Origin of the sequence: Desulfovibrio psychrotolerans (assembly GCF_013340305.1) — a bacterium.
Classification (GTDB): domain Bacteria; phylum Desulfobacterota; class Desulfovibrionia; order Desulfovibrionales; family Desulfovibrionaceae; genus Halodesulfovibrio; species Halodesulfovibrio psychrotolerans.
On record NZ_BLVP01000006.1, the window covers coordinates 79,791 to 105,030 of the forward strand.

The 25,240-nt window shown below is 60.7% G+C and carries 17 protein-coding genes; 10 read left to right on the forward strand and 7 right to left on the reverse strand.

Translation table 11 applies throughout. The features are described 5' to 3' along the window. Positions 1–23: 23 nt before the first annotated feature. Positions 24–698, reverse strand: a complete 675-nt coding sequence (locus HUV26_RS05665) for a GntR family transcriptional regulator (protein WP_174409144.1) — start codon at positions 696–698, stop codon at positions 24–26. Between the two features lie 285 nt (positions 699–983). Here HUV26_RS05665 and HUV26_RS05670 point away from each other — a divergent pair, with 285 nt between their 5' ends. From HUV26_RS05670 to arsB, 3 genes are all read left to right on the forward strand, one after another. Then, positions 984–2,795 carry an FG-GAP repeat domain-containing protein gene (locus HUV26_RS05670; RefSeq protein WP_174409145.1) on the forward strand — a complete coding sequence of 604 codons (1,812 nt, stop codon included), beginning with the start codon at positions 984–986 and terminating at the stop codon, positions 2,793–2,795. Positions 2,796–3,079: 284 nt separating this feature from the next. After that, positions 3,080–3,427: an ArsR/SmtB family transcription factor gene (locus HUV26_RS05675; protein ID WP_174409146.1), complete on the forward strand. Its 348-nt coding sequence runs from the start codon at positions 3,080–3,082 to the stop codon at positions 3,425–3,427. 120 nt (positions 3,428–3,547) lie between these two features. Continuing rightward, positions 3,548–4,642, forward strand: coding sequence for an ACR3 family arsenite efflux transporter (gene arsB / locus HUV26_RS05680; protein WP_274602453.1), 1,095 nt, complete (start codon positions 3,548–3,550; stop codon positions 4,640–4,642). Positions 4,643–4,789: 147 nt separating this feature from the next. Here the strand turns inward: arsB and HUV26_RS05685 are convergent, their stop codons facing one another. After that, entirely contained in the window at positions 4,790–6,823 is a 2,034-nt protein-coding gene (locus HUV26_RS05685; RefSeq protein ID WP_174409147.1) for a methyl-accepting chemotaxis protein, read from the reverse strand. 472 nt (positions 6,824–7,295) lie between these two features. Next, on the reverse strand, positions 7,296–8,078 hold the full coding sequence (locus HUV26_RS05690) for a M48 family metallopeptidase (RefSeq protein WP_174409148.1): 783 nt from the start codon (positions 8,076–8,078) through the stop codon (positions 7,296–7,298). A 207-nt stretch (positions 8,079–8,285) separates the two neighbouring features. On the opposite strand from HUV26_RS05690, the gene topA reads away from it, so the two are divergent. Next, positions 8,286–10,562, forward strand: coding sequence for a type I DNA topoisomerase (gene topA / locus HUV26_RS05695; protein ID WP_174409149.1), 2,277 nt, complete (start codon positions 8,286–8,288; stop codon positions 10,560–10,562). Between the two features lie 33 nt (positions 10,563–10,595). Here topA and HUV26_RS05700 read toward each other — a convergent pair whose 3' ends face one another. Then, positions 10,596–11,753 (reverse strand): thiamine-phosphate kinase, encoded by a 1,158-nt coding sequence (locus HUV26_RS05700; protein ID WP_174409150.1) that lies wholly within the window; start codon positions 11,751–11,753, stop codon positions 10,596–10,598. A 509-nt stretch (positions 11,754–12,262) separates the two neighbouring features. On the opposite strand from HUV26_RS05700, the gene HUV26_RS05705 reads away from it, so the two are divergent. Beyond that, entirely contained in the window at positions 12,263–13,189 is a 927-nt protein-coding gene (locus tag HUV26_RS05705) for a universal stress protein (protein ID WP_174409151.1), read from the forward strand. Positions 13,190–13,197: 8 nt separating this feature from the next. Here the strand turns inward: HUV26_RS05705 and HUV26_RS05710 are convergent, their stop codons facing one another. Further along, complete coding sequence (locus tag HUV26_RS05710; protein ID WP_174409152.1) at positions 13,198–14,157, reverse strand: substrate-binding domain-containing protein; 960 nt, start codon at positions 14,155–14,157, stop codon at positions 13,198–13,200. Positions 14,158–14,442: 285 nt separating this feature from the next. Between HUV26_RS05710 and der the strand changes: the two genes are divergently transcribed. Beyond that, the gene (der, locus tag HUV26_RS05715) at positions 14,443–15,801 is read left to right on the forward strand and encodes a ribosome biogenesis GTPase Der (protein WP_174409153.1); all 1,359 of its coding nucleotides are present in this window, start codon (positions 14,443–14,445) and stop codon (positions 15,799–15,801) included. Positions 15,802–16,002: 201 nt separating this feature from the next. Here the strand turns inward: der and HUV26_RS05720 are convergent, their stop codons facing one another. Beyond that, positions 16,003–17,892 (reverse strand): ATP-binding protein, encoded by a 1,890-nt coding sequence (locus HUV26_RS05720; protein WP_174409154.1) that lies wholly within the window; start codon positions 17,890–17,892, stop codon positions 16,003–16,005. Between the two features lie 178 nt (positions 17,893–18,070). Between HUV26_RS05720 and HUV26_RS05725 the strand changes: the two genes are divergently transcribed. Continuing rightward, positions 18,071–19,309 carry an inorganic phosphate transporter gene (locus HUV26_RS05725; RefSeq protein WP_174409155.1) on the forward strand — a complete coding sequence of 413 codons (1,239 nt, stop codon included), beginning with the start codon at positions 18,071–18,073 and terminating at the stop codon, positions 19,307–19,309. 39 nt (positions 19,310–19,348) lie between these two features. Next, a complete protein-coding gene (locus HUV26_RS05730; RefSeq protein ID WP_174409156.1) occupies positions 19,349–20,026 on the forward strand; it encodes a DUF47 domain-containing protein in 678 nt (225 codons plus the stop codon). A gap of 341 nt (positions 20,027–20,367) precedes the next feature. Here the strand turns inward: HUV26_RS05730 and dnaX are convergent, their stop codons facing one another. After that, on the reverse strand, positions 20,368–22,581 hold the full coding sequence (dnaX, locus tag HUV26_RS05735; protein ID WP_174409157.1) for a DNA polymerase III subunit gamma/tau: 2,214 nt from the start codon (positions 22,579–22,581) through the stop codon (positions 20,368–20,370). Between the two features lie 191 nt (positions 22,582–22,772). Between dnaX and HUV26_RS05740 the strand changes: the two genes are divergently transcribed. Both HUV26_RS05740 and HUV26_RS05745 read left to right on the forward strand, forming a co-directional pair. After that, positions 22,773–23,657, forward strand: a complete 885-nt coding sequence (locus HUV26_RS05740; RefSeq protein WP_243451285.1) for a M15 family metallopeptidase — start codon at positions 22,773–22,775, stop codon at positions 23,655–23,657. Continuing rightward, positions 23,654–25,069 (forward strand): M14 family metallopeptidase, encoded by a 1,416-nt coding sequence (locus HUV26_RS05745; protein ID WP_174409159.1) that lies wholly within the window; start codon positions 23,654–23,656, stop codon positions 25,067–25,069. Before HUV26_RS05740 ends, HUV26_RS05745 begins: the two co-directional genes overlap by 4 nt. Positions 25,070–25,240 lie beyond the last annotated feature (171 nt).

Here is a 25,240-nt window from a genome sequence, read left to right on the forward strand (position 1 = left end):
CCCTCCTGCTGTGCTAAAAAGCCCTAGTCCGCGTCTTCTCCGGTAAAAACATCGGACCCGTACCGGGCCATCAGTTCTCCCGTTTCGCGGTAGTGGTCGCGCATGTAGCGCTCTATGGTAAGCCCGTCCCCGGCCTTCAGCACATCCAGCAATGCCTTGTGCCGCTGGTATATGGCCTCGGGAGGATAGAGAGCCTTAAGGTGATGGCTGAGCAGAAAATGGGTAACCCCCCGGCTGGAACGCAGAGAAAACTCCACCAGCAGCTCACTGTCCACCTTCGCAAACATGGAGTTGTGAAACTCATGGTCCAGCCGCGTCATCTCGCTTACATCACGCGAACCTGCGGCAATCTCTCCCATCTTGGCCACTATCCCGGCAAGGTGCGCGTAGTCCGCATCCGTGAACAGATGCGTGGTCTGCGCAAGGGCAAAGCCTTCCAGCACCCCGCCCAGCACATAGCTGTCCAGAATCTGCTTGGCCGTGAGAGACACCACGGACTTGCCCACCTGCGGACGGGAAACCACGATCCCCTCGCGCATAAGCTGCAACAGGGCCTCCCGCACCGGAGCACGGCTAATCTCCAGTTCGGCGGCCACCAGGCTTTCCTTGATGCGCTGCCCCGGCTTCATATCACCATTCAGGATCTTGTCCTTGAGGTAGGCGACAACCTGCTCCGCGTAGGTACTCTTCTGAATCATGCTGTTCCTGTTCCGGCCAGATTCCGGCACTCTCGGCTGCCGTCGATGAGGCACTATACAGGCATTTTGTGCGGAATATCAACCTGCACAGCAGGGCGGATTTGCGGCCTCTGCGGCCCTGCTCCTTTCCCCGCCGCGCCCCCGCAACTCCCGCAGCTCTCCCAGCTCTCCCAGCTCTCTCTGTTGCCATGAGGCATAGAACGGCCTATACCTTACAAAACCCATGCCTTGCACCTCGCAGGCAGGCATCACCAGTACCCGGCTGCCGCCGGAAAGGGGGCTTTCATGAGGCATCGGACTGACCAGCAGCACGTTGGCTGGTATCACTCAGGCCTGTATCACCCGGGCCTGTATCGCTCGGGCCGGCAGAACGCTTCGGACACACCAAACCGCCGCCACCGCCCATACACACAGGCAACGCTCTGCCTGCTGGTTGTGTTGCTCGTGGTGCTTGCGGCAGGGTGCAGGGGCGTTAAAACAGGCCATGCCGGAACAGCAACACCGGATACCGGAACCGCCGCCATGGCCGTTCCCTACCCCGCCGTGCCGGACTTCACCACCAACCCTTTTGCCTTGGGACCGGGGGGCGAATGGGGCACCGGCCTTGCGCTGGCAGACATGAACGGCAACGGCTACCCGGACCTTGTGGTTTCCGCAGGCAACGACAAGGCCAACCAGCACGTGGTTATCTACTTCAATAACGGCAGCAACAAGATCAATCCCAATCCCGGCTGGGTATCGCAGGATACAGACCACCACGGTACGCTGGCAGTGGGCGACATAGACGGCAACGGCTGGCTGGATATCGCGGTCTCCGTATTTCTGGGGCAGGACCTTTCCTACGAAGGCGGCGGGGTGAAGGTCTATTACAACTACGGCCCGCCCAACTATCTGGAGCGCACGCCCTCATTCAAGGTGACGGGCTTTCCCGCTTACGGATGCGCGCTGGGCGATATTAACGGCGACGGCAGGCTGGACCTTGCCGTGGCGGGCGGTGAGCCCATCCCCGAAGTGGAGAGCTTTGCTACGCAGGAATGCGGCACCGGCGACGCAGCGCAGACTTCCCGCCGCACGGGAGCAGCCCCGCAATCCGCCGAGCCGGAGAATTTGCAGGCGGGCGGAACGCAGGAACCGCCCTACGAAACACCCGGACGCATCTACCTCAATGTGGGGGGAAAATTCTATGAGAACGCGGTCTGGAAGACAGACGACGCCTTTGTAGCCATGGCCGTGGACTTTGCCGATGCCAACTATGACGGACTTATGGACGTTATCTTCCAGTCCGCCCCGGTGCGTATCTATCTTGGCTCTCGCACGGCGCAAGGCACCAACCTTTCCACTTCACCGGACTGGGTGAGCACCGATGCCAACTATTACGGCAACGGGTTCGACTACGCGGCCTCGCTGCAACAGCCCGCCGACCTTGCCAAGCCCTCCTTCTCCCTTGCCACCTCGTCCAACAGCTACATGGGGCAGGGCAGAGGCGGCTTTTCGCTCTACCGTTTCCTTTCTCCCTTCGTCATCCAGTACAAGCCCCGGACCAGCGCACCCAACTGGCAGTCCCGCTACGGCGACTGGGGCAGCGGCGTGCGGCTTGCCGATGTGGACAACGACGGCAACCTGGACATGCTCACCCATCGCTGGAACACGCCGGGATTCAACGACCTGAAGGGCAGGCTGCTGCTCTTTCAGGGCAACGGCGGCCTGTTCACCACAGACGAGGCCGTATGGCAGTCCGATGCCTCCTCCATTATAGAAACCATTCAGGTGGCGGATCTGGACAGGGCTGCGGAACGTTCGGAATCGCAGCTTATACGCATCACTGCCGAAAACTGGAGCCCCGGCCAAACGGGCCAGTCCATGGTCTACCTGCAACGGCAGGTCATCGCCGCCATTGATGAGGTAAGGGTAAACGGCATACTCTACGCTGCCGGACGCGACTACATAACCGTTCCCGGCAGAAACTGGATTTCCTTTGCCATACCGCTGCCGGATAAAGCAGCCGTGACCGTGCGCTACCGCTGGTCGCCGGAACTGGACGTGGTGTACACCAACTGGAACTGCGACCTCGGCAACTACATCTACTTCCACCGGTAGAGCGTGCAGACGAAAGACAACGGCAGGCCGTTTTTCCGCCCGATGCGGAGAAGCGGCCTGCCTTTGCCCGAGCCTGACCAAACCAGCTCGGGCCTGCTCGGTCTGCCCCGCCAGATACGGACGAAACCGGGCCGAACCCTGCGCTCCCCTGCACAATCCTGCTCACCCCTGCACAATCGGACGCATACAGGGGCATCCGAATGAATGAGGGAAACCGGCACCCCCTCTCCATCGTTCCGCTCTTTTCCCATTGACACATCCGCATAGGCGGATATGATGCTGCCATGGAAACACTCGCGGACCACCTCAAGGCCCTTTCAGACCCCACGCGACTGCGCATTACCCGCCTGCTGTGCCACGGCGAGCTGTGCATATGCGACCTTATGGCTGCGCTGGACATGCCGCAATCCACCATCTCACGCCATATTTCGTACCTGAAAAAATCCGGCTGGGTGCGCGGCAGGCGGAGCAAAAAATGGGTGTACTACTCGCTTACCGAACCGGAGCATCCCGTGCAGGCAAAGGTGCTTGCCACCCTGCGCGAGGCGTTGCCCGCCATGCAGGAGTCGCGCGGGGACTATGCACGCCTGCGGCGGCATCTCACGGCCAAACTGGCCTCCCGCTGCGGCTGACGGGAGCAGCGACCGCGCGCGCCATACTGCAGGCTCAGAATGAACACCAACACAAATACGCCGCCCGTGCGGCATTGTATAAACCTTTCACCGTAATCCCAAACAACAGAGGATGCACCCATGGCAGAATCATTGATGAAAAAACTTTCGTTTCTGGATAGATACCTCACCCTGTGGATATTCCTTGCCATGTTCATCGGCGTGGCATGCGGATACTTCTACCCCGGCGTGCAGGACGTGATAAACAGCTTTCAGGTGGGCACCACCAACATTCCCATCGCCATAGGGCTCATCCTCATGATGTACCCGCCCCTTGCCAAGGTGCGCTACGAAGAACTGGGGCAGGTCTTCCGCAACACAAAAGTGCTCATGCTCTCGCTGGTGCAGAACTGGGTCATCGGCCCCATTCTCATGTTCGGTCTGGCAGTGACCTTTCTGGCGGGATATCATGAGTACATGGTGGGCCTCATCCTCATAGGGCTTGCACGCTGCATCGCCATGGTCATTGTCTGGAACGACCTTGCCAAGGGCGATACAGAATACTGCGCCGGACTGGTGGCCTTTAACTCCGTGTTTCAGGTGCTCTTCTTCTCCGTCTACGCCTATGTGTTCATAACCGTTCTGCCGGGCTGGTTCGGGCTGGAAGGCGCGGTGGTGGATATTTCCATAGGCCAGATAGCGGAGAGCGTGTTCATCTATCTGGGCATTCCGTTCCTCGCGGGCATGGCTTCGCGCTATATCGGCATCCGGACCAAGGGCAAGGAATGGTACGAAACGGTCTTTGTGCCCAAAATCAGCCCGCTCACGCTGGTCTTCCTGCTCTTCACCATCCTTGTCATGTTTTCCCTGAAGGGTGACAAGGTGGTGGAACTGCCCATGGACGTTATTCTCATCGCCATTCCGCTTACCGTGTACTTTCTGGTCATGTTCCTCGTGTCCTTTTACCTCTCCTACAAGGCGAACGCCACGTACGAACAGACCACCACGCTCAGTTTCACCGCCGCGTCCAACAACTTTGAACTGGCCATTGCCGTTGCCATTGCCGTGTTCGGTATAAACTCCGGCGTGGCCTTTGCCGCCGTTATCGGCCCGCTGGTAGAAGTGCCCGTGCTCATCGCGCTGGTGAACGTGGCCCTCTACTTCAAACGCAAGTACTTCCCCACCGCTGTGAACACCCCCAGCGGGGTATGCCACGTAAAGTGCCCGACTGCCTAAACTGAACGGCGGCTTCGTTGTGACAAACAATACGGCCTCTCCGGTTATGCCGGAGAGGCCGCTTGCGTGCTGTATCGGACCATACCTGACTGTATCAGGTTGTATCAGGCTGTATCAGACGGTATCGGGCTGTATCGGGGCGAACGACTAGCTGTTTTCGCGCTGCATGTCGTCGATAATGGCCTTCAGCTTCTGCGCCTGCGCGGCAAGTTCCATAACCGCCTGCGCGGACTGCCGCATGGCGTCGCTGGTCTCTTCGGATATCCGGTTCACCTCGTCCACCGCGCTGTTAATCTCTTCCGAGGCGGCAGACTGCTGCTCACAGGCGGTGGCAATGCTCTGCACCTGCGCGGAGACACTGTCCACCAGCGCCACAATGGACGCCAGAGAATTGCCCGCCTCCTGCGCCCTGCCGGTAACGGAACCTATCTGCTTCACCGTGCCGGCAACCTGCCCCATACTGTTCTGGGTGCCCTTCTGGATGTCGGCAATGGATGCGCCCACTTCCTTCGTCGCCTGCACGGTCTTTTCTGCCAGCTTGCGCACCTCGTCCGCCACCACCGCAAATCCGCGCCCGGCATCGCCCGCGCGGGCGGCTTCAATGGCCGCATTCAAAGCCAGCAGGTTGGTCTGGTCCGCAATGTCGGAGATAACATCCATAATCGCGCCTATGCGCTCCGCGCTGGTTCCCAGCAGCTTCATATCCCGTTCCAGATCCTCGGAATGCTGCCGCACGGAATGAATGCCGCTGATCATGGACTCCACAATGGACGCCCCGGCAGCCGCGGTCGACTTGGTATCTCCCGCCGTTTCTGCCGCACCGCCCGCGCTTCTGGCCACTTCCAGCACCGAGGCGTTCATCTGCTCCATGGCGGTGGCCGTCTCGCCCGTACGTTGGGTCTGGGTTTCCGCACCGCGCGAAGATTGTTCTATCTGAGCAGAAAGCTCCTCAGAAGCAGCGGAAATAATCTCCACAATGCCCTGCAACTGTCCCGCCGCCTGCAGCATGCCCTCACGCTTGGCCTGCTCCGCCTGTCTGCGGGCTTCTTCCGCCTGCGCCGTGGCCTCCTGCGCCTTTATGGTCTCTTCCGCCGCAAGGCGCGTCTGTTCGTTGGCAAGACCTATTTTTTCCCTGAGCGTGGCAACCATCTGCCGCAACGCATCGGCAAGCACCCCCACCTCGTCGTTGGTCTTCACGGCAAGCTCACGGTTCAGATCGCCCGCCGCAACGGCAGAGGCAAACTCCGTGGTGCGCGCCACGGGATTAGCCAGCGACCGGGCAATAACCCACGCAGCAAAAATCATGATCGGGATAAGCCCCGCCATGACCAGCAGGGACGAGTTGGCAACCTTGGCCTGCGCCTGTTCAATGCTCTCAATGGGCATGCCGATGAACCACATGCCTATGTTCGCACCCTGCATGTCCCGCACGGGCCAGTATGCGGTCTGGTAGTCCCTGCCCAGAATGGTGTTGCGGGCAAGATAAGACTGCCCGCCACGCAGCACGGTCTCTATGACCTTGGGGTTGTCCATGGTTGTTCCCACAGCCCGCTTGCCCGCGTTCACAATGGTGGTCATGGCCCGGGTGGATTCCTTGAATATGGTCACCTCCAGCCCGGTAAACGCCTTTATGTCGTCCACAAACCGTTCCTGCACAAGGGAACAGCCAATGGCCACCGAACCGATAATCCGCCCGCCGTCCATGACAGGAGCCCCCGCACGGATGGAAAACGGCACAACCGTTCCGGACACTATTCCCGCGCCTGCCTGCCCGCGCAGCGCGCTCTGCACCGTCTGCTGGTCCATGACGGAATCGCCCGTCTTGTCCGAATGCCCGCGGGCGAGCACCTTGCCCTGCGCGTCCGTCAAGGTAAGAAAGTCGGCATGCGTATCCTGCATCAGCGACCGCGCAAGCGCGGCAAGTCTGGCAGAATCGCCCGCCAGCATGGCTGAGGCCAAATCCTGATCTCTGGCAACAAACCGGATCTCCTCAAGATACTTTGCAGAAACGTTTGCAATATGCCGATCAACAACCTTTTGCATGGTGGTAATGTTTTTTTCCGATTCCTCGGAGAACCCCTGCCGCATGAAGTAGTTTGCCGTTCCGAACATGGACAGTGCCGTTACAACAACGATTGCCACAGCCATAAGAAGCAGCTTGTACAAAATTTTGAAACGCATCCAACACCCCCTGACGAAATAAGTTTGCCCGCATACGCTGTCTCACAAGCCACCTATGGCATGGAATGCCCCGTTACGCAATTGTAACACACCAAGGATTCTATTGTTCATATTTGTAAAAACAGACCGGCGTGGTCGGGGATGCAGGCAGAGCCTCAGTCGCGTGGCAGAAGAGCAACAGTGTTGTTGTGCATACAAACAGTGGGTGCGTGCAATTTTGCAACACGCTCCCCTTTTTTTTTGCAGGCCATACAACTCTTGTTTCCGTGTTTGCTGCCATACGCACTGCATGTGCCTGCCGGAACAGGGCGCAAAAAAAGACGACCCGCTTGTGGCGGGCCGTCTGTAAACCGTCTGTGGGCCGTCTTATGACAGCATGAGAGTCATGCGGAACGAATGGGACCAATTCACCGGCAGGCACAACCATACAGCAGTGCCGGATGCCTCACCGCACGCATGCGTCACTACGCCTCTACTGCTGCGGCTTGTAGTACTGCATGGCCTCAGGAATAAGCCCGCGTATGCTCTGAATGCGGTTCTCCGAAGCCGGGTGGGTGGAAAGGAACTCCGGCGGCTTTTTACCCGGCTGCTGCGCAAAAGCCTGCCAGAAGTCCAGCGCGGCGCGCGGGTCGTACCCTGCCTTGGCCATAAGGATTAAACCTATGCGGTCAGCCTCGTACTCCTGCCCCCGCGAGAAGGGCAGAATAACCCCCACGTTCACACCCAGCCCCATGGCAGCCATGGTCAGCTGCTGCGAAGCGGGCGACATGTCGCTGCCGGAAATGGCAATCATGCCCACGGCAGCCCCCGTCTGCGCCGCCATGGCGGTGGAAACACGCTCCGCGCCGTGCCGCGCAATGGCGTGGCCCACCTCGTGCCCTATGACGGCGGCGAGTTGGTCATCGTTTTTAGCGTACTCGAACAGGCCGGTGTAAACAAACACCTTGCCCCCCGGCAGGCAGAAGGCATTGGGGGTTTCATCGTTGATGATGGTGTGAAACTCCCATTGAAAATCACTGCGCCCGGAAACAGCGGCAATGCGTCTGCCCACGCGCTCCACAGCCTGCGCCTTGGGGCTGGTGGTATCGCGTTTTTCTTTTTGCAGGACGTCGCGGGCAGCCTGATGCCCCAGCGCAAGCTCCTGTTCCTGAGAAATGATGATAAGCTGGTTGCGGCCCGTATAGGGGGCCTTGGCACATCCGGCAATAAGCATCAGGCACGCCATGCAAAGGCAGAGCATGTATGATCTTTTCATTAAAGCATCCCTCCGGGGATACACCCGCCTTCCGCCTTGGCGCGGGGCCGGTCTCCGAAATGGTTACTTGACGCGGTTGGCATTTGTCGTATTTTCCCCTACCTGAAAGGGAACGTAACCGATACGAGAGGACGCGCCGTCCTCCCGCTGACACTTCATATATTGAACACCTCCGGCCCGAAAAGCAATCGGGAAACAGGAATCCGCATGGGCAAAGATCTTATCATCGTCGAATCCCCGGCCAAGGTGAAAACCATTAAGAAATTTCTCGGCCGCAACTACATGGTACACGCCAGCGTGGGCCATGTGCGCGACCTGCCGACCAAAGACCTTGGCGTGGACGAGGCAAAGGACTTTGCGCCCAAGTATCAGGTCATTCAGGGCAAGCAGAAGGTTGTTACCGCCCTGCGCGAGGCCGCAGCAGGCGCGGACAACGTGTATCTGGCACCCGACCCCGACCGAGAGGGTGAGGCCATAGCATGGCATGTGGCCGAGCTTATCCGCAAGGAAAACCAGAATATCAGCCGCATTCAGTTCAACGAGATCACCGCCCGCGCGGTGCGTGAAGCCTTGCAGAACCCCCGCCCGCTCAACGAAAACCTTTTCGACGCCCAGCAGGCGCGCCGGGTTCTGGACAGGCTGGTGGGCTATAAGCTCTCTCCCCTGCTGTGGAAAAAGGTAAAGCGCGGCATATCCGCCGGACGCGTGCAGTCCGTGGCCTTGAGGCTTATCGTGGACCGCGAGGCGGAACGCCACGCCTTTGTGCCGGAAGAATACTGGGTGCTGCGCGCACACCTGCAAGCCGCCGTGCCGCCGCCCTTTAAGGCGGAACTGCACAAGGTGGACGGCAAAAAGCCCGTGGTGGGCAACGCGGATGCCGCAGCAGCCATAGAAACCGCCATTGCGGGTGCTCCTTTCATTGTGGACAAGGTGGAAGAGAAAAAACGCCTGCGCCAGCCGCAGCCGCCGTTTATCACCTCCACACTGCAGCAGATGGCCAGCCAGCGGCTGGGCTACTCCGCCAAACGCACCATGTCCATTGCCCAGCGCCTGTATGAAGGCGTGGAACTGGGCGAACAGGGCACCGTGGCGCTCATCACCTACATGCGTACCGACTCCGTACGCATAGCCGATGAGGCGCAGCAGGCAGCCCTTGCCCTTATCGCAGATATGTACGGCAAGGAATACGTACCGCCCAAACCGCGCGTCTTTAAAACCAAATCCGCCGCGCAGGACGCGCACGAAGCCGTGCGCCCGGTAGACGTGAACCTTACCCCGGAAATGGTGCAGAACCTGCTCCCGCGTGAGCAGCACAGCCTGTACAAACTCATCTGGCAGCGTTTTATGGCCTCGCAGATGGCGGCTGCGGAATTCCACGACACCACGGTCACCATCGCCGCCGCCAGCACCCAGTGGCGCGCCAAAGGCGAGCGCATGCTCTTCCCCGGCTTTCTGGCGGTTTCTCCGCAGAAGGGAACGGAAAACGAGGAGCTGCCCAAGCTGGAAGAAGGCCAGACCGTGCAGCTTACCACGCTGGACAAGGAGCAGAAGTTCACCCAGCCCCCGCCCCGCTACAGCGAAGCCTCTCTGGTGCGGGAAATGGAAGAACGGGGCATTGGCCGTCCTTCCACCTACGCCTCCATCATCTCCACTCTGCTGGACCGCGACTATGCCACGCTGGAAGAAAAGCACTTCGTCCCCACGGACCTTGGGCGCGTGGTCTGCGAAAAACTGAGCCGCCACTTCACCACGCTCATGGACGTGGGGTTCACCGCACAGATGGAAGACGCGCTGGACAAGGTGGCGGAAGGCGAACAGAACTGGGTGGACCTGCTCAAAGACTTTACCCGCGACTTCGACCCCACGCTGGCCAAGGCCGCAGATGAGATGGAAGCCGTAAAGCAGGGCCTAGCCACCGACGTGCTCTGCCCGGAATGCGGCAAGCCCATGATCATCAAGTTCGGCAAGGCGGGCACCTTTCTTGCCTGTTCCGGCTATCCGGACTGCAAAAGCACCACCAATTTCAGCAGGGATGAAGACGGTAACATCCGCATCACCGAACGCCCGCAGGAAGAACCGGAAAAGGTCGGCACCTGCCCGGATTGCGGCAAAGACCTCATCGTCAAGAAGGCGCGCACCGGCAGCCGCTTCATCGCCTGCACCGGCTACCCGGACTGCAAGCACACGGAACCGTTTTCCACGGGCGTGGCCTGTCCGCGTTGCGCCACGGGCATGCTGGTGGAAAAAAGCTCCAAGCGCGGCAAGATATTCTACTCCTGCAACCAGTATCCCAAGTGCGACTACGCCATATGGGACTGGCCCGTGGCCGAACCCTGCCCCCAGTGCGAATCCGGCATTTTGACGGTGAAAACCACCAAGGCGCGCGGCAAGCATATTGCCTGCCCGGAAAAGAGCTGCCGCTACACCCGTTCGCTGGGTGATGACGACAATGCGGAAGGCGGCGAAGCCTCGTCTGAAGAATAGCACACCGTTACGCCGCTGGTGCGCGGCATCACGTCAGTCGGTAAAATGGTCAAACCCGCAGGGCTGCCACGGCAGCCCGTTCAGGGTGTGCACATCTCCCGCCGCAACCGTGCCGAGTATCCGCACCTGCGGCAGCAGGGCCTGTAATTCCTTGGCCCGCGCGGCAGAGCAGGTGCCCAGCAGGGCATAGTCTTCGCCGCCCAGCACAGCCTGTTCCAGCGGGTCCAGATCGTTGGCAAGGCAATAGGCTTCCACCTCCGGGTGCAGCCATTTCCTGTCTATGACAAGCTCTGCGCACAGCCCGCTGCCACGGTCTGTTCCCAGCAGGCGGGGAATATCGCGGGCCAGTCCGTCTGAAAGGTCCATAAGGCTTATACAGCCTGCGCCCGTTCCCACGTGTCCGCCAGCTCTGGCAGTCCCGCCCGTTTCACCAGTACCGCCCGTCTCACCAGTATGGGCAATTATGGCGGTGTCTCCTTCCGGGCCGTCCTGAATCGATACGCGGCCCCCTGCGCTGAACCGGGCCAACGCTTGGCCCTCCGGCACCCTCGGCACCGGGCGCAGATGCGCCGACGTTGCCGCAGGATACAAAAGCACCGCATCACGGCCCATGCTCTCCAGCGCCAGCAGCCCTATGCGCGCAAGGCCAAAGTCGCCCACAAGAAACAGCACATCCCCCTGTGCCGCTCCCCCGCGCTGCAAAAACGGCGCAGCCCCATCCCCCAGCGATGCCTGCGCTCCCCATATGGTCACGGCTGCCCCCATCATGGGCGAACGGCTCAGGTCTCCCCCCGTCAATGCCACGTCATGCACCGCCGCAAGCTCTGCCATGCCGGAAAAAAAGGCATTCCAGTAGGCATCGGAGCATGTATCCCCGGCCTCCCCGGCCTGCCCCGCCCCGGCGGAAGCGGCGGGCACCATAAGCCCCAGATTAAATCCCAGCGGCACCGCCCCGCTCGCCGCCATGTCGCTCAGATTCACCGCCAGAGCCTTGTAGCCTATTTCCTCCGGCAGAAAATAGCTGCGCCGGAAGTGCACATCCTCCAGAAACAGGTCGCTGCTCACGCACAGCCTGCCGGGGCAGGCAAGCACGGCTCCGTCGTCTCCGCGTCCCAGCAGCATATGCCGGTGCGTATTGGGAAAATGGCGATCAATGCAGGCAAGAAAGGCGGCTTCGGAAGTCAGGGGCATGACGGCTCCTTACGGGTGGTGACGGATGATACCGATGGCGGCTGCAAAAACAGGGACAAGCGGGCAACACAGGGTCAGCACCGCCTTGCAGGTATAGTACGCACATTTGCCCCGGAATGGAAGATTGGGCAGCCGATATCGTGCTGTCACCCGCCCGTTTCCGCTACCCGAAATCGTTCCGGCACACCCACACGCGGGATACCGTGCTCAAAAAGCACAGCGCAGCGCCCGCGCATGGGGCGAACAGACAGCATGAACCTGCCCGCAGGGTGTCAGATACTTTTACGCCCGGCGGGTACAGGCGGCATTCGACGGCAAGCCACGGCACACGCTGTTCGCTTACGACTTTCATCGCGGCAAGGTGTCAGCACGGCTGACAGTAAGCGCTTACGCCCATCCCGCACAAAAACTCTCATCTGTCTGTAATACATGGAATACCGCATACCGCCACCTTGGCACGCCTCTTGCGATACAAGACAGCGGATTCTTCCGTTAAACAAGGATGAGCCATGCGTACGGAAACATGCCGCACTGTCCCGTCTCCGCGCCCCCTGCCGGAGATTCTCATCGCCATTGGCGCGAACCCGCACCACCAGTTCGGGGTGCAGTTCGCGGCTTCCTTCTTTCACGATTTCGACAGCATCCGCTTCCGGCTCATTCACCTTCTTCCCCCGGAACAGGCTGTGGTGCAGGGCCCATACGGCGTTCTGCTGGAAGGCGGACGCATGGATGAAGCCCTTTACCGCCAGCACGAAAGGCAGGGCATGGAAAGTCTGGAGTATGCCCGCGCAACCCTTTGCGGGGCGGGCGTGCCGGAAGAGCACGTCACCTTGCTCAGCCGTCCGCAGGAACACGGCAAGGCACTGGACCTGATACGGGAATCCGCACAGAACAACCACCACGCGCTGGTGCTCGGCAAGCGCGGACGTTCGTGGCTGGAATCGACGCTGGACGGCATTCCGGACATTACTGGCGAGATCATCGACGCCACCTGCGGCGTGCCGCTGTGGGTGGCACCCGCTGCCCTGCACAGACGCCGCAACATCCTGCTGTGTCTGGACGGTTCGCAGCACTGCATGAACATAGCGCGCCATGTGGGACGCACCGTCGGCTCGCAGGGCAACCATTCCATCACCATGCTGCGCGTACTGCGCGACAGGCACAACAACCCTGTTCCGCCGGAAACCATGTTCAACCAATGCCGGGATGTGCTGGAGTCAGAAGGCGTACCATCCGATGCCATCCGCATGCGCGTGGTCACGGACAACACCCCCGCCGACGCCATTCTCGCCACCTGCGACAGGGGCAAGTTCGCGGTCATCGCCATGGGGCGCGCAGGCTACGGCAACAGCTTCCTCCGCCGCCTGCTCATCGGGTCCGTATCCATGAGCGTGCTCAGACGGCTGCAAAACGCCTGCCTCTGGCTGTCCTGCTGAAGCCTAAGCTACTTCTCTTCCCGCTCTCCGGCTGAAGCGGCCTTCATCTCGCCGGGGTAGACCACCCGTCCCGTGCGGGAAATATCATATCCGGTCAGGGCTGCGGCATCGGCCTGAAACTCCTCCGTGCCCAGCAACGCCAGAAACTGCTGTACGGGCTTGTCGAAAAACCGGTCCTTGGGAATGATCAGGTCATACCGCTCCCACTGCACAGGCACAAAGCCAAGCCCCAGACGGGTCGCCACCGCGCGAATGGCCATACCCGCATCCGCCCTGCCCGCCAGCACCTCAAGCCCCACGTCCAGATGCCGTGCCGCTTCGGCTCCGTATCCGGGCACGGTGCGCGGCTCCGCGCCCACGGCGGCAAGCTGCGCATCAAAGAGCAGCCGCGTGCCCGTGCCCACGGGCCGGTTCACCACGGTGAGCCGCTTGCGCACTATATCCGCTGCCCCCGCAATGCCGTGCGGGTTGCCCGCCGCCACCACGTATCCCTGTTCCCGGCAGCAGAAATTGATCATGGCAGGCTTTTCGTTCAGCTCCTGCGCGGCATGGGCAAAATTGTAGTCGCCGTTGCCGTTTTCCCGCAAATGGCTGGTGGCGATGTGGCACTGCCCCCTGCGCACCGCCTTCAGTCCGCCAAGGCTGCCCAGATTGGCAAACGCCGCAAGATGATCAGAATATGTTTCCATATACCGGGCAAGCACCCGGTCCAGCAGCAGATCGTTGCTCCCCGCCACCACCAGCACCTCGCTCTGCACACCCTGCCCGCTCAGCATGGGCGAATCCGCCCTGCGCGGGTAGTTCATGGTCCGCGACTCTATCCACTGCTCCACGAGATGCGAGGGAAAAAGCCACTTGCCCGTTGCCTTGGTCGCCGGAAGCCCCTTTTCCGAGATGAGCGCGTAGACCATCTTCTCGTTCACGCCGAGATACTTGGCAACTTCCTTGGTAGAGAGCAGATTCTTCATGGCAGTACTCCTGCAGGTGGTGTCCGGGCCTTTTGCGGCAAGCCCACAGCCCTTGTAGCGCGTTCCCGTGGAACAAGGCAACGCCCCCCGTGCACCCACCCGCACCGGCTGCATGCAGGCCTGTGTAATTTCCCTTGCCTTCCTGCGCTGCATGGAGTAAGCACATCTCCCCTCTTGCGAGAAGCGGCGGGGCATCGTACCCTGCCTGCTGAAAGCGTCTGATCGGGCAGCGCCCTCTTCCCGGCATGCCGGCACCTCCTCCCCCTTTTTTTTCGGAACAAGGCCATGTATCCCAAAATAGCACTCATCGGACGACCCAACGTAGGCAAATCCACCCTGTTCAACAGGCTCATCCGCAGCAACCGCGCCATCACCCACGACCGCCCCGGCGTCACGCGGGACCGCATGGAGGGCACGGTAAAGCGCGACGGACGCACATGGACCGTCATCGACACCGGCGGCATCCATCTGGATGAAAGCTACAAGGCGGCGGAAGGCCCCAGCGAACTGCGTGGCTTTGAATCCGAAATCCTGCGCCAGACGCAGGAAGCCATGGCCGAATGCGTGGCCCTGTGCCTTGTGGTGGATGGACGCGACGGGCTGCTGCCCTTTGACCGCCGCCTTGCCGAATATGTCCGCCGCAGCGGCCTGCCCGTGCTGCTTGCCGTGAACAAGGTAGACGGCGGCGAACTTGAAGACCAGCTCACCCCGGAGTTTCACGAACTGGGCCTGCCCATGCTCGCCTTGTCCGGTGAGCACGGCTACAACATGCGCGCGTTTGAAGAAGAGCTGCGCGACCTGCTGCCCCCCGAGGACCAGTGGCAGCAGCTGGAGCAGGAAGCTGGACTCAAGCTGGCCATGCTCGGCCGTCCCAACGCGGGCAAATCCTCGCTGGTCAACGCCATTACGGGCATGAACCGCATGATCGTTTCCGACATGGCAGGCACCACCCGCGACTCGGTGGACGTTACCTACGTGCTGGACGACAAGCGGTACACCTTCGTGGATACGGCGGGGGTGCGCCGCCGCGCCAAAATCACCGACACGGTGGAACGCTACAGCGTGAACTCCTCCATCAAGTCCAGCACCAAGGCCCATGTGACCATTCTTGTGCTGGACGGGCAGGAAGGGCTTACCCAGCAGGATAAACGGCTCATAGACCTGCTGGACGAACGCAAAACCCCCTTCATGGTGCTGGTGAACAAGACCGACCTTGTAAAACCCAACGAACTGGCGGCGGTTAAAAAGGTTTACAAAGAAGCCCTGAGCTACTGCGCCCACGTGCCCATTCTGTATGTTTCCGCACACACCCGCGCCAACCTTAAGCGCATCATCCCGCTCGCAGAGCAGATATGGTCGGAATGCCATGTGCGCGTCCCCACCGGGCAGCTGAACCGCGTGCTGGAAGCCATAGTCACCAAGCAGCAGCCCCCCGTGGTGAACAGGGTGCGCCCCAAATTCTTCTACATGACGCAGGCAGAGACGAACCCGCCCACCTTCGTCTTCTTTGTCAACGATGCGGACCGCATGAAAGACGCCTACATCCGCTACATGGAACGCTCGCTGCGCAAGACGTTCAAAATAGAACACGCTCCCGTGCGGGTGCGCTTCCGCTCCAGCCACACCAAGCGGGCCAAAAAGTAGCCTCCCCTTTGCACGAATGAAAACGCCCCCGCAGGAATCTTCCTCGCGGGGGCGTTGCTTTGTCCGGTACTTTCAGCAGGCCGGCATTTTCAGTCGGCTGGCTCTTTCAGCGGATTCTGCTCGTTACGGAGAGACTGCGGTTTCCGGGATGCCTGTGTATTTCTCAATTCCTGCGGCTTCCGGGGGCGCGCCGTGCCTGCGTCACGCGGCAGGGTCTGTGCTCGCATCGCTTCCGGCGTTCCCGTTGGCCTCTTGTTCCACCGTGTCGTTGCCGCTCTTGTCCGACTTGTCCGGCTTGTCCACCGCCTGCAACGTGACAAAGAAGGCGGCACCCGTGCCCGTGGTCGGGTCCAGAGGCGATTCCACCCATATATCCCCGCCGTGTGACTTGACTATGCGGCGGCATATGGCAAGGCCAAGCCCTGCGCTACCGTCCTTGGCGGCGGGTTCGCCCCCCTGCTCTATGCGGTAGAAGCGTTCAAATATCCTGTCCTTGGCCTTCTCCGGAATACCGGGCCCCTCATCCCGCACGCAAAAGGCCACCCTGTCCTGCGCCGGACGCATGGAAACGCTCACAGTGGTCCCCTTGGGGCTGTACTTCACGGCGTTGTCCAGCAGGTTGCGGAAGACTTCCATCAGCCCGTCCCGGTCGCCCAGCACGGAGATATCCCCCTCCGGCAGAGTATTGGCCAGGGTAATCCCCTTGGCATTGGCGGCGTGCATTACATCGCGCAGCGACTGGCGCACCAGTTCGTGGGCGTCCACGGGGGCAAGGTCCGTCTCCTCTCCCTTATGCTGGCAACGGGCCAGCACCAGCAGCGAGTTGACCATCTTGGTCATGTGGTTGGCGTTCTTCAGAATGGTCTTCAGGAACATGGCGGTCTGTTCCGGCCTTCCGGGCGGCGTTTCAATGAGCGTTTCTGCAAAGCCCTTTATGCTCGTCAGCGGCGTCTTCAGCTCGTGGGAAACGTTGGCCACAAAGTCACGCCGCACCTTCTCCAGCCGCTCGCGTTCGCTTATGTCATAAAATACCACCACCATGCGCCGGGCTCCCGCAGGGTCCGTAAAGGGAACCAGCGTGACCTCAAAAAACCGCCCGCCGGAAAATTCCATCTGCGTGCGCATGGTTGCGTCATTGTCGGAATGCTCCAGCAAATGCGAAACCATTTTCTGCAGCTCCGGCTTCATGGTCGCTTCAATAGGCGTAATACCCACCTTGTTCTCTATGCCGGGGAATATGGCGGCAAGCGCCTTGTTGCAGGAATGGATACGCCCGCCGCAATCCAGCACCATCACTCCCTCGTTCATGCCGTTGAACACGGCTTCCAGACGCCCTTTCTGGTCCACGAGCATGGACAGATGCTGCTCAATATTATGGGCCATGCCGTTTATGGCGTCCGCCAGCGGCTTGAACTCCTTGCCGGGATACTCGCGAATGCGGCGGCTGTAGTGCCCCTGTCCTATGCTCTGCGCCGTGCGCGCAAGGGCGTCTATGGACCGCAGCAACGGCCGGGTGGACAAAAAGCCTATCAGCGCGCTGGCAAGCACCGTAAGCGAAAGCACCCACACCATACCCGATTCCAGCCGGCTCAGCCGCTCCTTGACAATGGAAACAGGAACAGCGATGCGCAGCACCCCTTCCGGCAAACCGGGTACTCCCCGCATCGGACGGGCGGCATAGATAAGTTCCTTGTTCACGGTGGTGGAATAACGCACCTCCACTCCCGTGGTTCCCTGCATGGCCTTGCGCACTTCCGGGCGCGCACCGTGAGACTCCAGCGCGGGCACCTCTTCAAAGGGCACGCTGGAATCGGCCAGCACCACGCCGTCCGCAATATAGGAGATGCGAACCCCCATGCTCTCGCCAAGCCGCGTGAGGCGCGCGTCTGTTCCGGCCATGTCCGTGTCGCCGCCGTACTCACGCAGCACATGGTCCACGGTATCCAGTACTTTTATGGCCCTGTCCTTGGCATCCAGCATGATATCTTCACGCAAGGTGCTGTCATAAAAGTAAAAAGGCGGCACAAGCGCCACCATGAGCAGCATCAGGGTGCCGAAGAACAGCCGTTTGCGGAAGGAGTAGTTTTTCATAGGCAGACACTACACCGTAACTTTGTGGCGTTTGCGTCACGGAATTGTTACAATTGCACGGTAGACAGGTTGCGTTTCTTTGACATTCAGACCTTTTCCTCTTAGGTACACCCGCAACAAGGGATACGCAACCCGGCTACAGTGCCGATAACCAACTCTGGAAATCATCGGGAGCCTCATGGATATCTATACCGTCTTTCTTGTTCTGGCCGTGCTGGCCGGGTTCATGATGGCCTTCAATCTCGGCGCCAACGATGTGGCCAACTCCATGGCCTCTGCCGTGGGTGCCAAGGCGATAACGGTCAAACAAGCCGTCCTGATTGCAGGCGTTCTGAACTTTGTCGGTGCGGTTTTTCTGGGTTCACACGTCACAAAGACCATTTCGCGCGGCATCATCAACCCGGATATGATCACTGACCACAGGGTGCTCATGGTGGGCATGTTCGCCGCCCTGCTCTCCGCAAGCCTGTGGATGCTCATAGCCACCCTCACCGCCCTGCCCGTCTCATCCACGCACTCCATCGTCGGCTCCATCATCGGTTTCGGCTTTGTTGCCGGAGGACCGGATGTGGTGCAATGGAGCGGTCTGGGCGTGGTCGTGCTTTCGTGGATCATTTCCCCCCTGTTCGGAGCCGCCATATCCTACGTGGTGTTCTGGCAGATACGGCGGTATATCCTCTTCGAGAAAGGCGACATGCTTATGGCGGCACGCAAATGGGGGCCGTTCTGGATAAGCATGACCGTCGTGCTCGTTTTTCTTTCCTTCGTCTTCAAAACGCCCATGGGCAAGAATCTGGGCCTCACGTGGGGCTCCATGCTGTATGTGGCCCCCGCGCTGCTGGCTGTGGCATGGGTGATTACCCGCGCACTGGTCAGGCGGATCATACCGGATGTGGCAGAACAGCCGGAGGCGGTGGAAGGGCTTTTCCGGTCCATGCAGGTGGGCACCAGCTGCTATGTTGCCATCTCACAGGGCGCCAACGATGTGGCAAATGCCATCGGCCCTGTGGCAGCCATCTACCTCATCGCGCGTGACCAGAACATGGCCTTCACGGCAGAGGTACCCACATGGCTGCTGGTTCTGGGCGGGCTGGGCATTGCACTGGGCATTGCAACGCTGGGATACCGCGTTATGGACACCGTGGGGAAACGCATCACGCAGCTGACCAATACCCGCGGCTTTGCCGTGGACTTTGGCGCGGCAACAACCGTGCTCATGGCGTCCAATCTGGGCATGCCTGTTTCCACCACCCACGCTGCGGTCGGCTCCATTGTGGGCGTGGGTCTGGCCAGAGGCTTTGGTGCGGTGGATTTCCGCGTCCTGTTCAAGATCGTGCTGTACTGGGTGCTCACTGTGCCCATTGCGGGCTTCACCTGTATCGTCATTTTCCAGTTGCTCCGTTGGGCAGTACTGTAACCCCTGACCGCGAGTCATATTTTTTCGGAGGAACACGCAATGAAATTTTTCGTACCTTTTTTCGGGCTGCTTTCCGAACGCAATCCCATGGACGGGCTGGTTGAGCATTACGCCCAGATAGGCAAGGGCATGGCCCTTATCCGCGAATCCATGGAATGCTACATAACTGGCGGCACCTGCCGCGAGTTCTCTTCCCTGCAGGAAGAGGTGAACGAGGTGGAGGACAAGGCGGACAAGATTAAACGCAACATCCGCAACCACCTGCCGCGCGGCCTGTTCATGGCCGTGGACAAGACCCTGTTCCTGAACTACACGCGCAGCCAGGACAACATTCTGGACGCCGGACAGGAGGCCCTGAACTGGCTTGCCATGCGCCGCGTGCTGGTTCCTGAAGAATTCCACAAACAGTTTCTGGACTACATGGACAGCGTGGGCCAAACGCTGGAACTGCTCGGCCCCGCGCTGGAGGCGACCATAGGCATGGTCAACGGCGGCGGCAAGATGGACCGCGAAGGAGTGAAGAACACCTACCGCGCCATCCGCCACAATCATAAATCCGTGTTCCGCAGCAAGCAGGCGCTCATTTCCGCCATCTACAATTCCGAGATGGAATTCAAGGACATCTACCAGCTTCTGCACTTTGTGGAATGCCTGAACGCCATGTCCCACAATGCGGAAAACTGCTCCGACATGCTGCGGGCCATGATTGCCCGCTAGCAGACTTTCCGCTGCCGGACTGCATGGATGACAGGCAGCCTGATTGCCATGCCGATTGTCATGCTGCCTGACAGCGGCCTGCCAGACAGCTTGACCGAAGGCCGGAAACGGCCTGACGAATAGCCTGACGATAGGCCCGAATGACAGGCTGAAGGGCAGAGATACCGGCTGACAGCCAGATGAACTGATCGGCAGCCCTCCAGACCGCCAGACCGCCAGTCCGCTCCCGCAAAAAACAACCGCCCGCGCCGGAAAATCCGGTGCGGGCGGCATTATTTGTTCACCGCGCCTCTGCGTCTGCCCTTTGCAGGATACGGGCGGAGCCGTGGCGTTTCCTGCTCTTACCGTGTGGAAGGGTCGTCCTTGTGGCGGAAGAACGCCAGCGTTGCCCCCAGTTCCTCGCGCAGGAGCACGGCCGTGGGGTGGCTTTCCACCTCCTCGCGCATCTCGGCCGGGGGGCGCACCCTGTTCAGCGGCTCACGCACGGCAACCCTTGTTCCTTCCCCGAAATACTCCCGCACCCGCCCAGACAGCGCAGACTGCACGGTAGCGTCACCCAGTTTCTCATACTGCGTGGCGGACATGGCTGTTATGTTCAGCACGCCTTCCCGCACCTCGCCATCGGCCAGCCGCAGGGCATGCGCCACGGAACCGCCCTCGCCGTTCCGCTCGCGGCAAAAGGCCAGAAACCCTTCCCACGTTCCGGGAGCGGACGCCTGTCCGGGAGCCGATACCTGTCCGGGCGCAGCCGCCCACGCCGGGTCCGGCATTACAGAAGGCTCCGCATCATGCCCCGCATGCGTGTCCGCACTTCGTTCAGGGTCGGGTTGCGGGCCAATCTCCGCAACCGCGCCGCCCAGTTCCGGCGGCAGATCGGGCGGCGGCCCCATATCGTAGTCTGCCGGCGGTCCGTCCTGCATGGAGGCGTCTCCTCCCTGCGGAGCGGAAAAGGCATCTGCGCCATGCTCCGGCGCAGCAGGGAATGCAGGCTCCGTTATGCCGGGGGCTTTCCGTGCCTGCTCCGGCTGCCGTGCTTCTTCAGCCTGTCCAGCCTGTCCGGCCTGTCCCATTTGTCCGGTTCGTTCGGCCTGCCCTGTTTGTCGGGTCTGTCCAATTTGTTCGGCCTGGAGTGCGGCCCGCGCGCGGCGATGCGGCGGTTCTTCCCGGCTCCCTTGCCCTGCACGGGGTGCAGCGTCAGGGGTGCTGTCCGGGGTACGGCCTGGGGCAGTCGGCGCGTCGGGTAAACCACCCGACCTGTTCACGGCACCGGCTGCGGCGTCAAAAGGGTTGCGTGGGCCTCCGGGACCACCTGTCCCCTGTACGGGCCTGCCTCCCTGTACTCCCCCCTGTGCACCCTGCCCGCCGTGCGCAGCTTGGGGACCGTGGGAACCTTGCGAGCCTTGGGGGGCTTGAGAGGCGGGAGCGGCGGCAGCCCCCCGCGAAAGCTGCTCCATGTTCAGCAGCTTGGGCAAAAAGGCCAGATTAAGCAGCAGCAGTTCCAGCGCCATGGCAGGTTCAAGACTGGTCAGCACCCTGCGCTGCCCTTCCAGCGTCAGTTGCCAGCAGGCATGCACATGAGCCAGTTCAAATTCCGGCGTCCACGCCAGCCACTGCGCGGCCTCGTCCTGCGGCAGGTCCAGCAGGGGCAGTGCAGCTTCGCCCGCCTGCTTGAGCATGAAAAGATTGCGCCATGTGGCCGCAAGCTCCCGCAGAAAAAACCCTATGTCCACGCCCTGATCCAAAATGCTGCGGATAACCGAGGAAACGGCCAGCACATCCTGCGCCTTAAGCGCCTCCATGACCTTAAAAAACAGTTCCTGCCCCGCCAGCCCCAGAATGGAGCGCACGGCCTGCTCCTCCAGCCGCTCGTGCCCGAGCGCGAGCACCTGCCCCAGCAACGACATGGAATCGCGCACAGACCCCGCCGCACGCCGCGCAATAAGCTTCACCGCCTGCGGTTCATAGGGGCGGGCCTCCAGCCCCAGAATCTTTACCAGATGCGCCTCAATTTCCTGCTCGCCCAGCCGCTTGAAAATATAATGCTGGCAGCGGCTGATGATGGTCACGGGAAACTTGTGCGGTTCCGTGGTCGCCATAATAAAGGTGACCCCGCGCGGCGGCTCCTCCAGCGTTTTGAGCAGCGCGTTAAAGGCGTCCCGGGTCAGCATGTGCGCCTCGTCGATGATGAACACCCTGTAGCGCCCCTCCATGGCGGCATAGCCTATGGATTCGCGCAGCCTGCGGGCGTCGTCTATGCCCCGGTTGGAGGCGCCGTCTATCTCCACCACGTCCACGTGCATGCCCTGCGTGATCTTGCGGCAGTGCTCACAGACGTTGCACGGTTCTGCGGCGGGAGCTGTGGCGCAGTTCAGCGCCTTGGCAAAAATGCGGGCAATGGTGGTCTTGCCCACACCCCGCGTGCCGCTGAAGAGATAGGCGGGGGCAATGCGGTCTTCCTGCGCGGCGCGGGAAAGAATGGCCTTTATGGTGTCCTGCCCCGCCACATCGGCAAAGGTCTGCGGGCGGTGGGCAATGGTAAGGGATGCTGTGCTCATGGTATCCTGCGGTTGGAGAAAACGGGTGCCAACAAGGGGTACAGGCTAAAGAAAAAGCGGCAAAGTGGCAAGGCGCGCGGCGCAATGCCTACTTAGGTCTTTGAGTTTGCGGGCATTCTGTCATATACTCCCTGCAACCAAGCAATGGCGTATGCCGCAACGAATCGGACGTACCCTAAGAGGAAATGAGAGTGAAACGCCGCACCTTCCTGCGCAACCTGTCCCGCGCCGCCGTCTGCCTGCCGGCGGTTTCCGCGCTTTCGGGGCTGGCAGCCCTGGCGCCCCGTGCTGCCCGCGCGGACCGGGACATTTCTCTCTTTCCTGCCCCGCAGCCCGGCCCCTACGAACTGAACATCCGCGACTACTACACCAAAATGCGCCACTTTGATTCGCCATCCGAGGGCGACATCGTGCTGAACGCAGAAGACCACGCCCTGCTGCTTTCTTCCCTTGCCCGCATGGAACGGCTCATTGCCGTGGTGGGGCACGCAAATTTCTGTCTGCTGGGGTTTGACGACGCCCTGCAATACGCGCGCAACTATCCCTCCATCGGGGCGTTCACGCCTGCCGAACTAGAGTTTCTGGAATGCCAGTATTACGCCGATGCCGCCGTTTACGGATTCTACGGCATCAAAACCCTTCCGCACCTCACGGATACGCTGCCGCAGCCGGATGCCGTCAAGGTGCCCTACAGCGGCAACTTCCTTTTCGCGGGGCACCCGCACCGTACATGGCTGACCATTCACAAGGCGCTGGGAGATGCAGTGGTACTCACCTCCGGCGTGCGCGGGGTGATGAAGCAGTTTCACCTGTTTCTGAACAAGGCCGCGCAGAGTAACGGCAATCTTTCTCTGGCCTCGCGTTCCCTTGCGCCGCCCGGATACTCGTTCCACGGCGTGGGCGATTTCGATGTGGGTCAGCGCGGTTACGGGGAAGCGAACTTTACCTCACGCTTCACGGAAACCGAGGTGTTCCGGCGGCTGGAAGATATGGGCTATCTCACACTGCGCTATCCGCGCGAAAACCGGCTCGGCGTACGGTTCGAGCCTTGGCACGTCAAAGTGAATCAGGCATGAAACTACTCCTCGCGCTTCTCCTCGTCCTGTGCATGGCTTTCCCTGCACAGGCCCGCAATCCTCTGGATTTCCATCTCGTCAAACTCAACGGCACGGAATCCGGCCCCACACTGCTGGTGGTGGGCGGCATACAGGGCGACGAACCGGGCGGATTCAACGCCGCAGGCATGCTGGCCAGCAACTACACCATACGCAAAGGCAGCGTGTGGGTGGTGCCCAACCTGAATTTTCCCAGCATCATCGCCCGTTCCCGCGGAGGATTCGGCGACATGAACCGCAAGTTCGCCGCCCTGCACAAGGATGACCCGGACTACACAACCATCCAGCGTATCAAAGAAATCATTCTGGACCCGCAGGTGGACTTTGTGCTCAACCTGCACGATGGCAGCGGCTTCTACCGGCCCGCCTGGGAGAGCGAAACCCGCAATCCCAAACGCTGGGGGCAGTGTGTCATCATCGACCAGACGGCCATCGGCGCGCAGCCGTTCGGCAATCTGGAAGAGATGGCCCTTGCCGCAGTTTCAGACGCCAACAACGCCCTGCTCATCCCCGGCCACGCCTACCATCTGAAGAACACCCGCACCAATGAAGGCGATGCGGAGATGGAAAAAACCCTCACCTACTTCGCCATCACCAACGGCAAACCCGCCTTCGGGGTGGAAGCCAGCAAGGAATTCAAAACTGCCACCCGCGCCTACTACCACATCCGCGTTCTGGAATCGTTCATGCGGCAGGCTGGCATAGAGTATGAGCGCGATTTCGTGCTCACGCCCGAAGGGCTGGAAGCCGCCATGAACCGCAACCTGCATCTGGCCTTCCATAACGGCAAGCTCTCGCTGGATATGCAGGATATCCGCAGCGTGCTGCGCTTTGTCCCGCTGAACCGCAACGCAGAGCGCGAATTTTCGTCTTCCAAGCCGCTGCTCACCATGGTGAACAACGGCAACGCCTACCGGGTGTATTATGGCAATACCCACCTGACCCAGCTTGTTCCCCAGTATTTCGACTTTGACGACAGCCTGAACGCCCTGACCATCCTTGTGGACGGCAAACCCCATAACGCCACGGTGGGCAGCATCGTGCCGGTGGGCAATGTCTTTGAGGTGGCAGCGCAGGAAGGCTACCGGGTAAACGTCATCGGCTACACCCACCCCAGGCTGACCAACGAGGTGGATATTCCCATCCGCAAGGCGGACTTCCTGCCCGGCTATTCCGTGGATAACGCAGAAACCCACTACCGGGTGGAGGTTTATCGCGGCGAAAAGTTCGCGGGCATGGTGATGGTACGGTTCGACGAAGCAGCGGCGGCAGCCCTGAATAACAACAATGCCGCCCCCCGTACGGAAGACGGAGCCCCGGCGCAAGACCTTGCCGGTAACGGTGCCGACAGCAACGACACGCTGGGCTGGTAAAAACCCCCGCAAAACGTGGTACGACGGACTGCGGCAAAGGCCTTTTCTCAGGCAGCTCAACGCATGCATAACAGGATTCGGCCTGTCGTGGTTCACCTTTGATCCGGGAATCGGGAAACTTGGCAATCGGGAAAGTTGGTAACCCGGAAAGCGGGCAATCGGGAAACATTG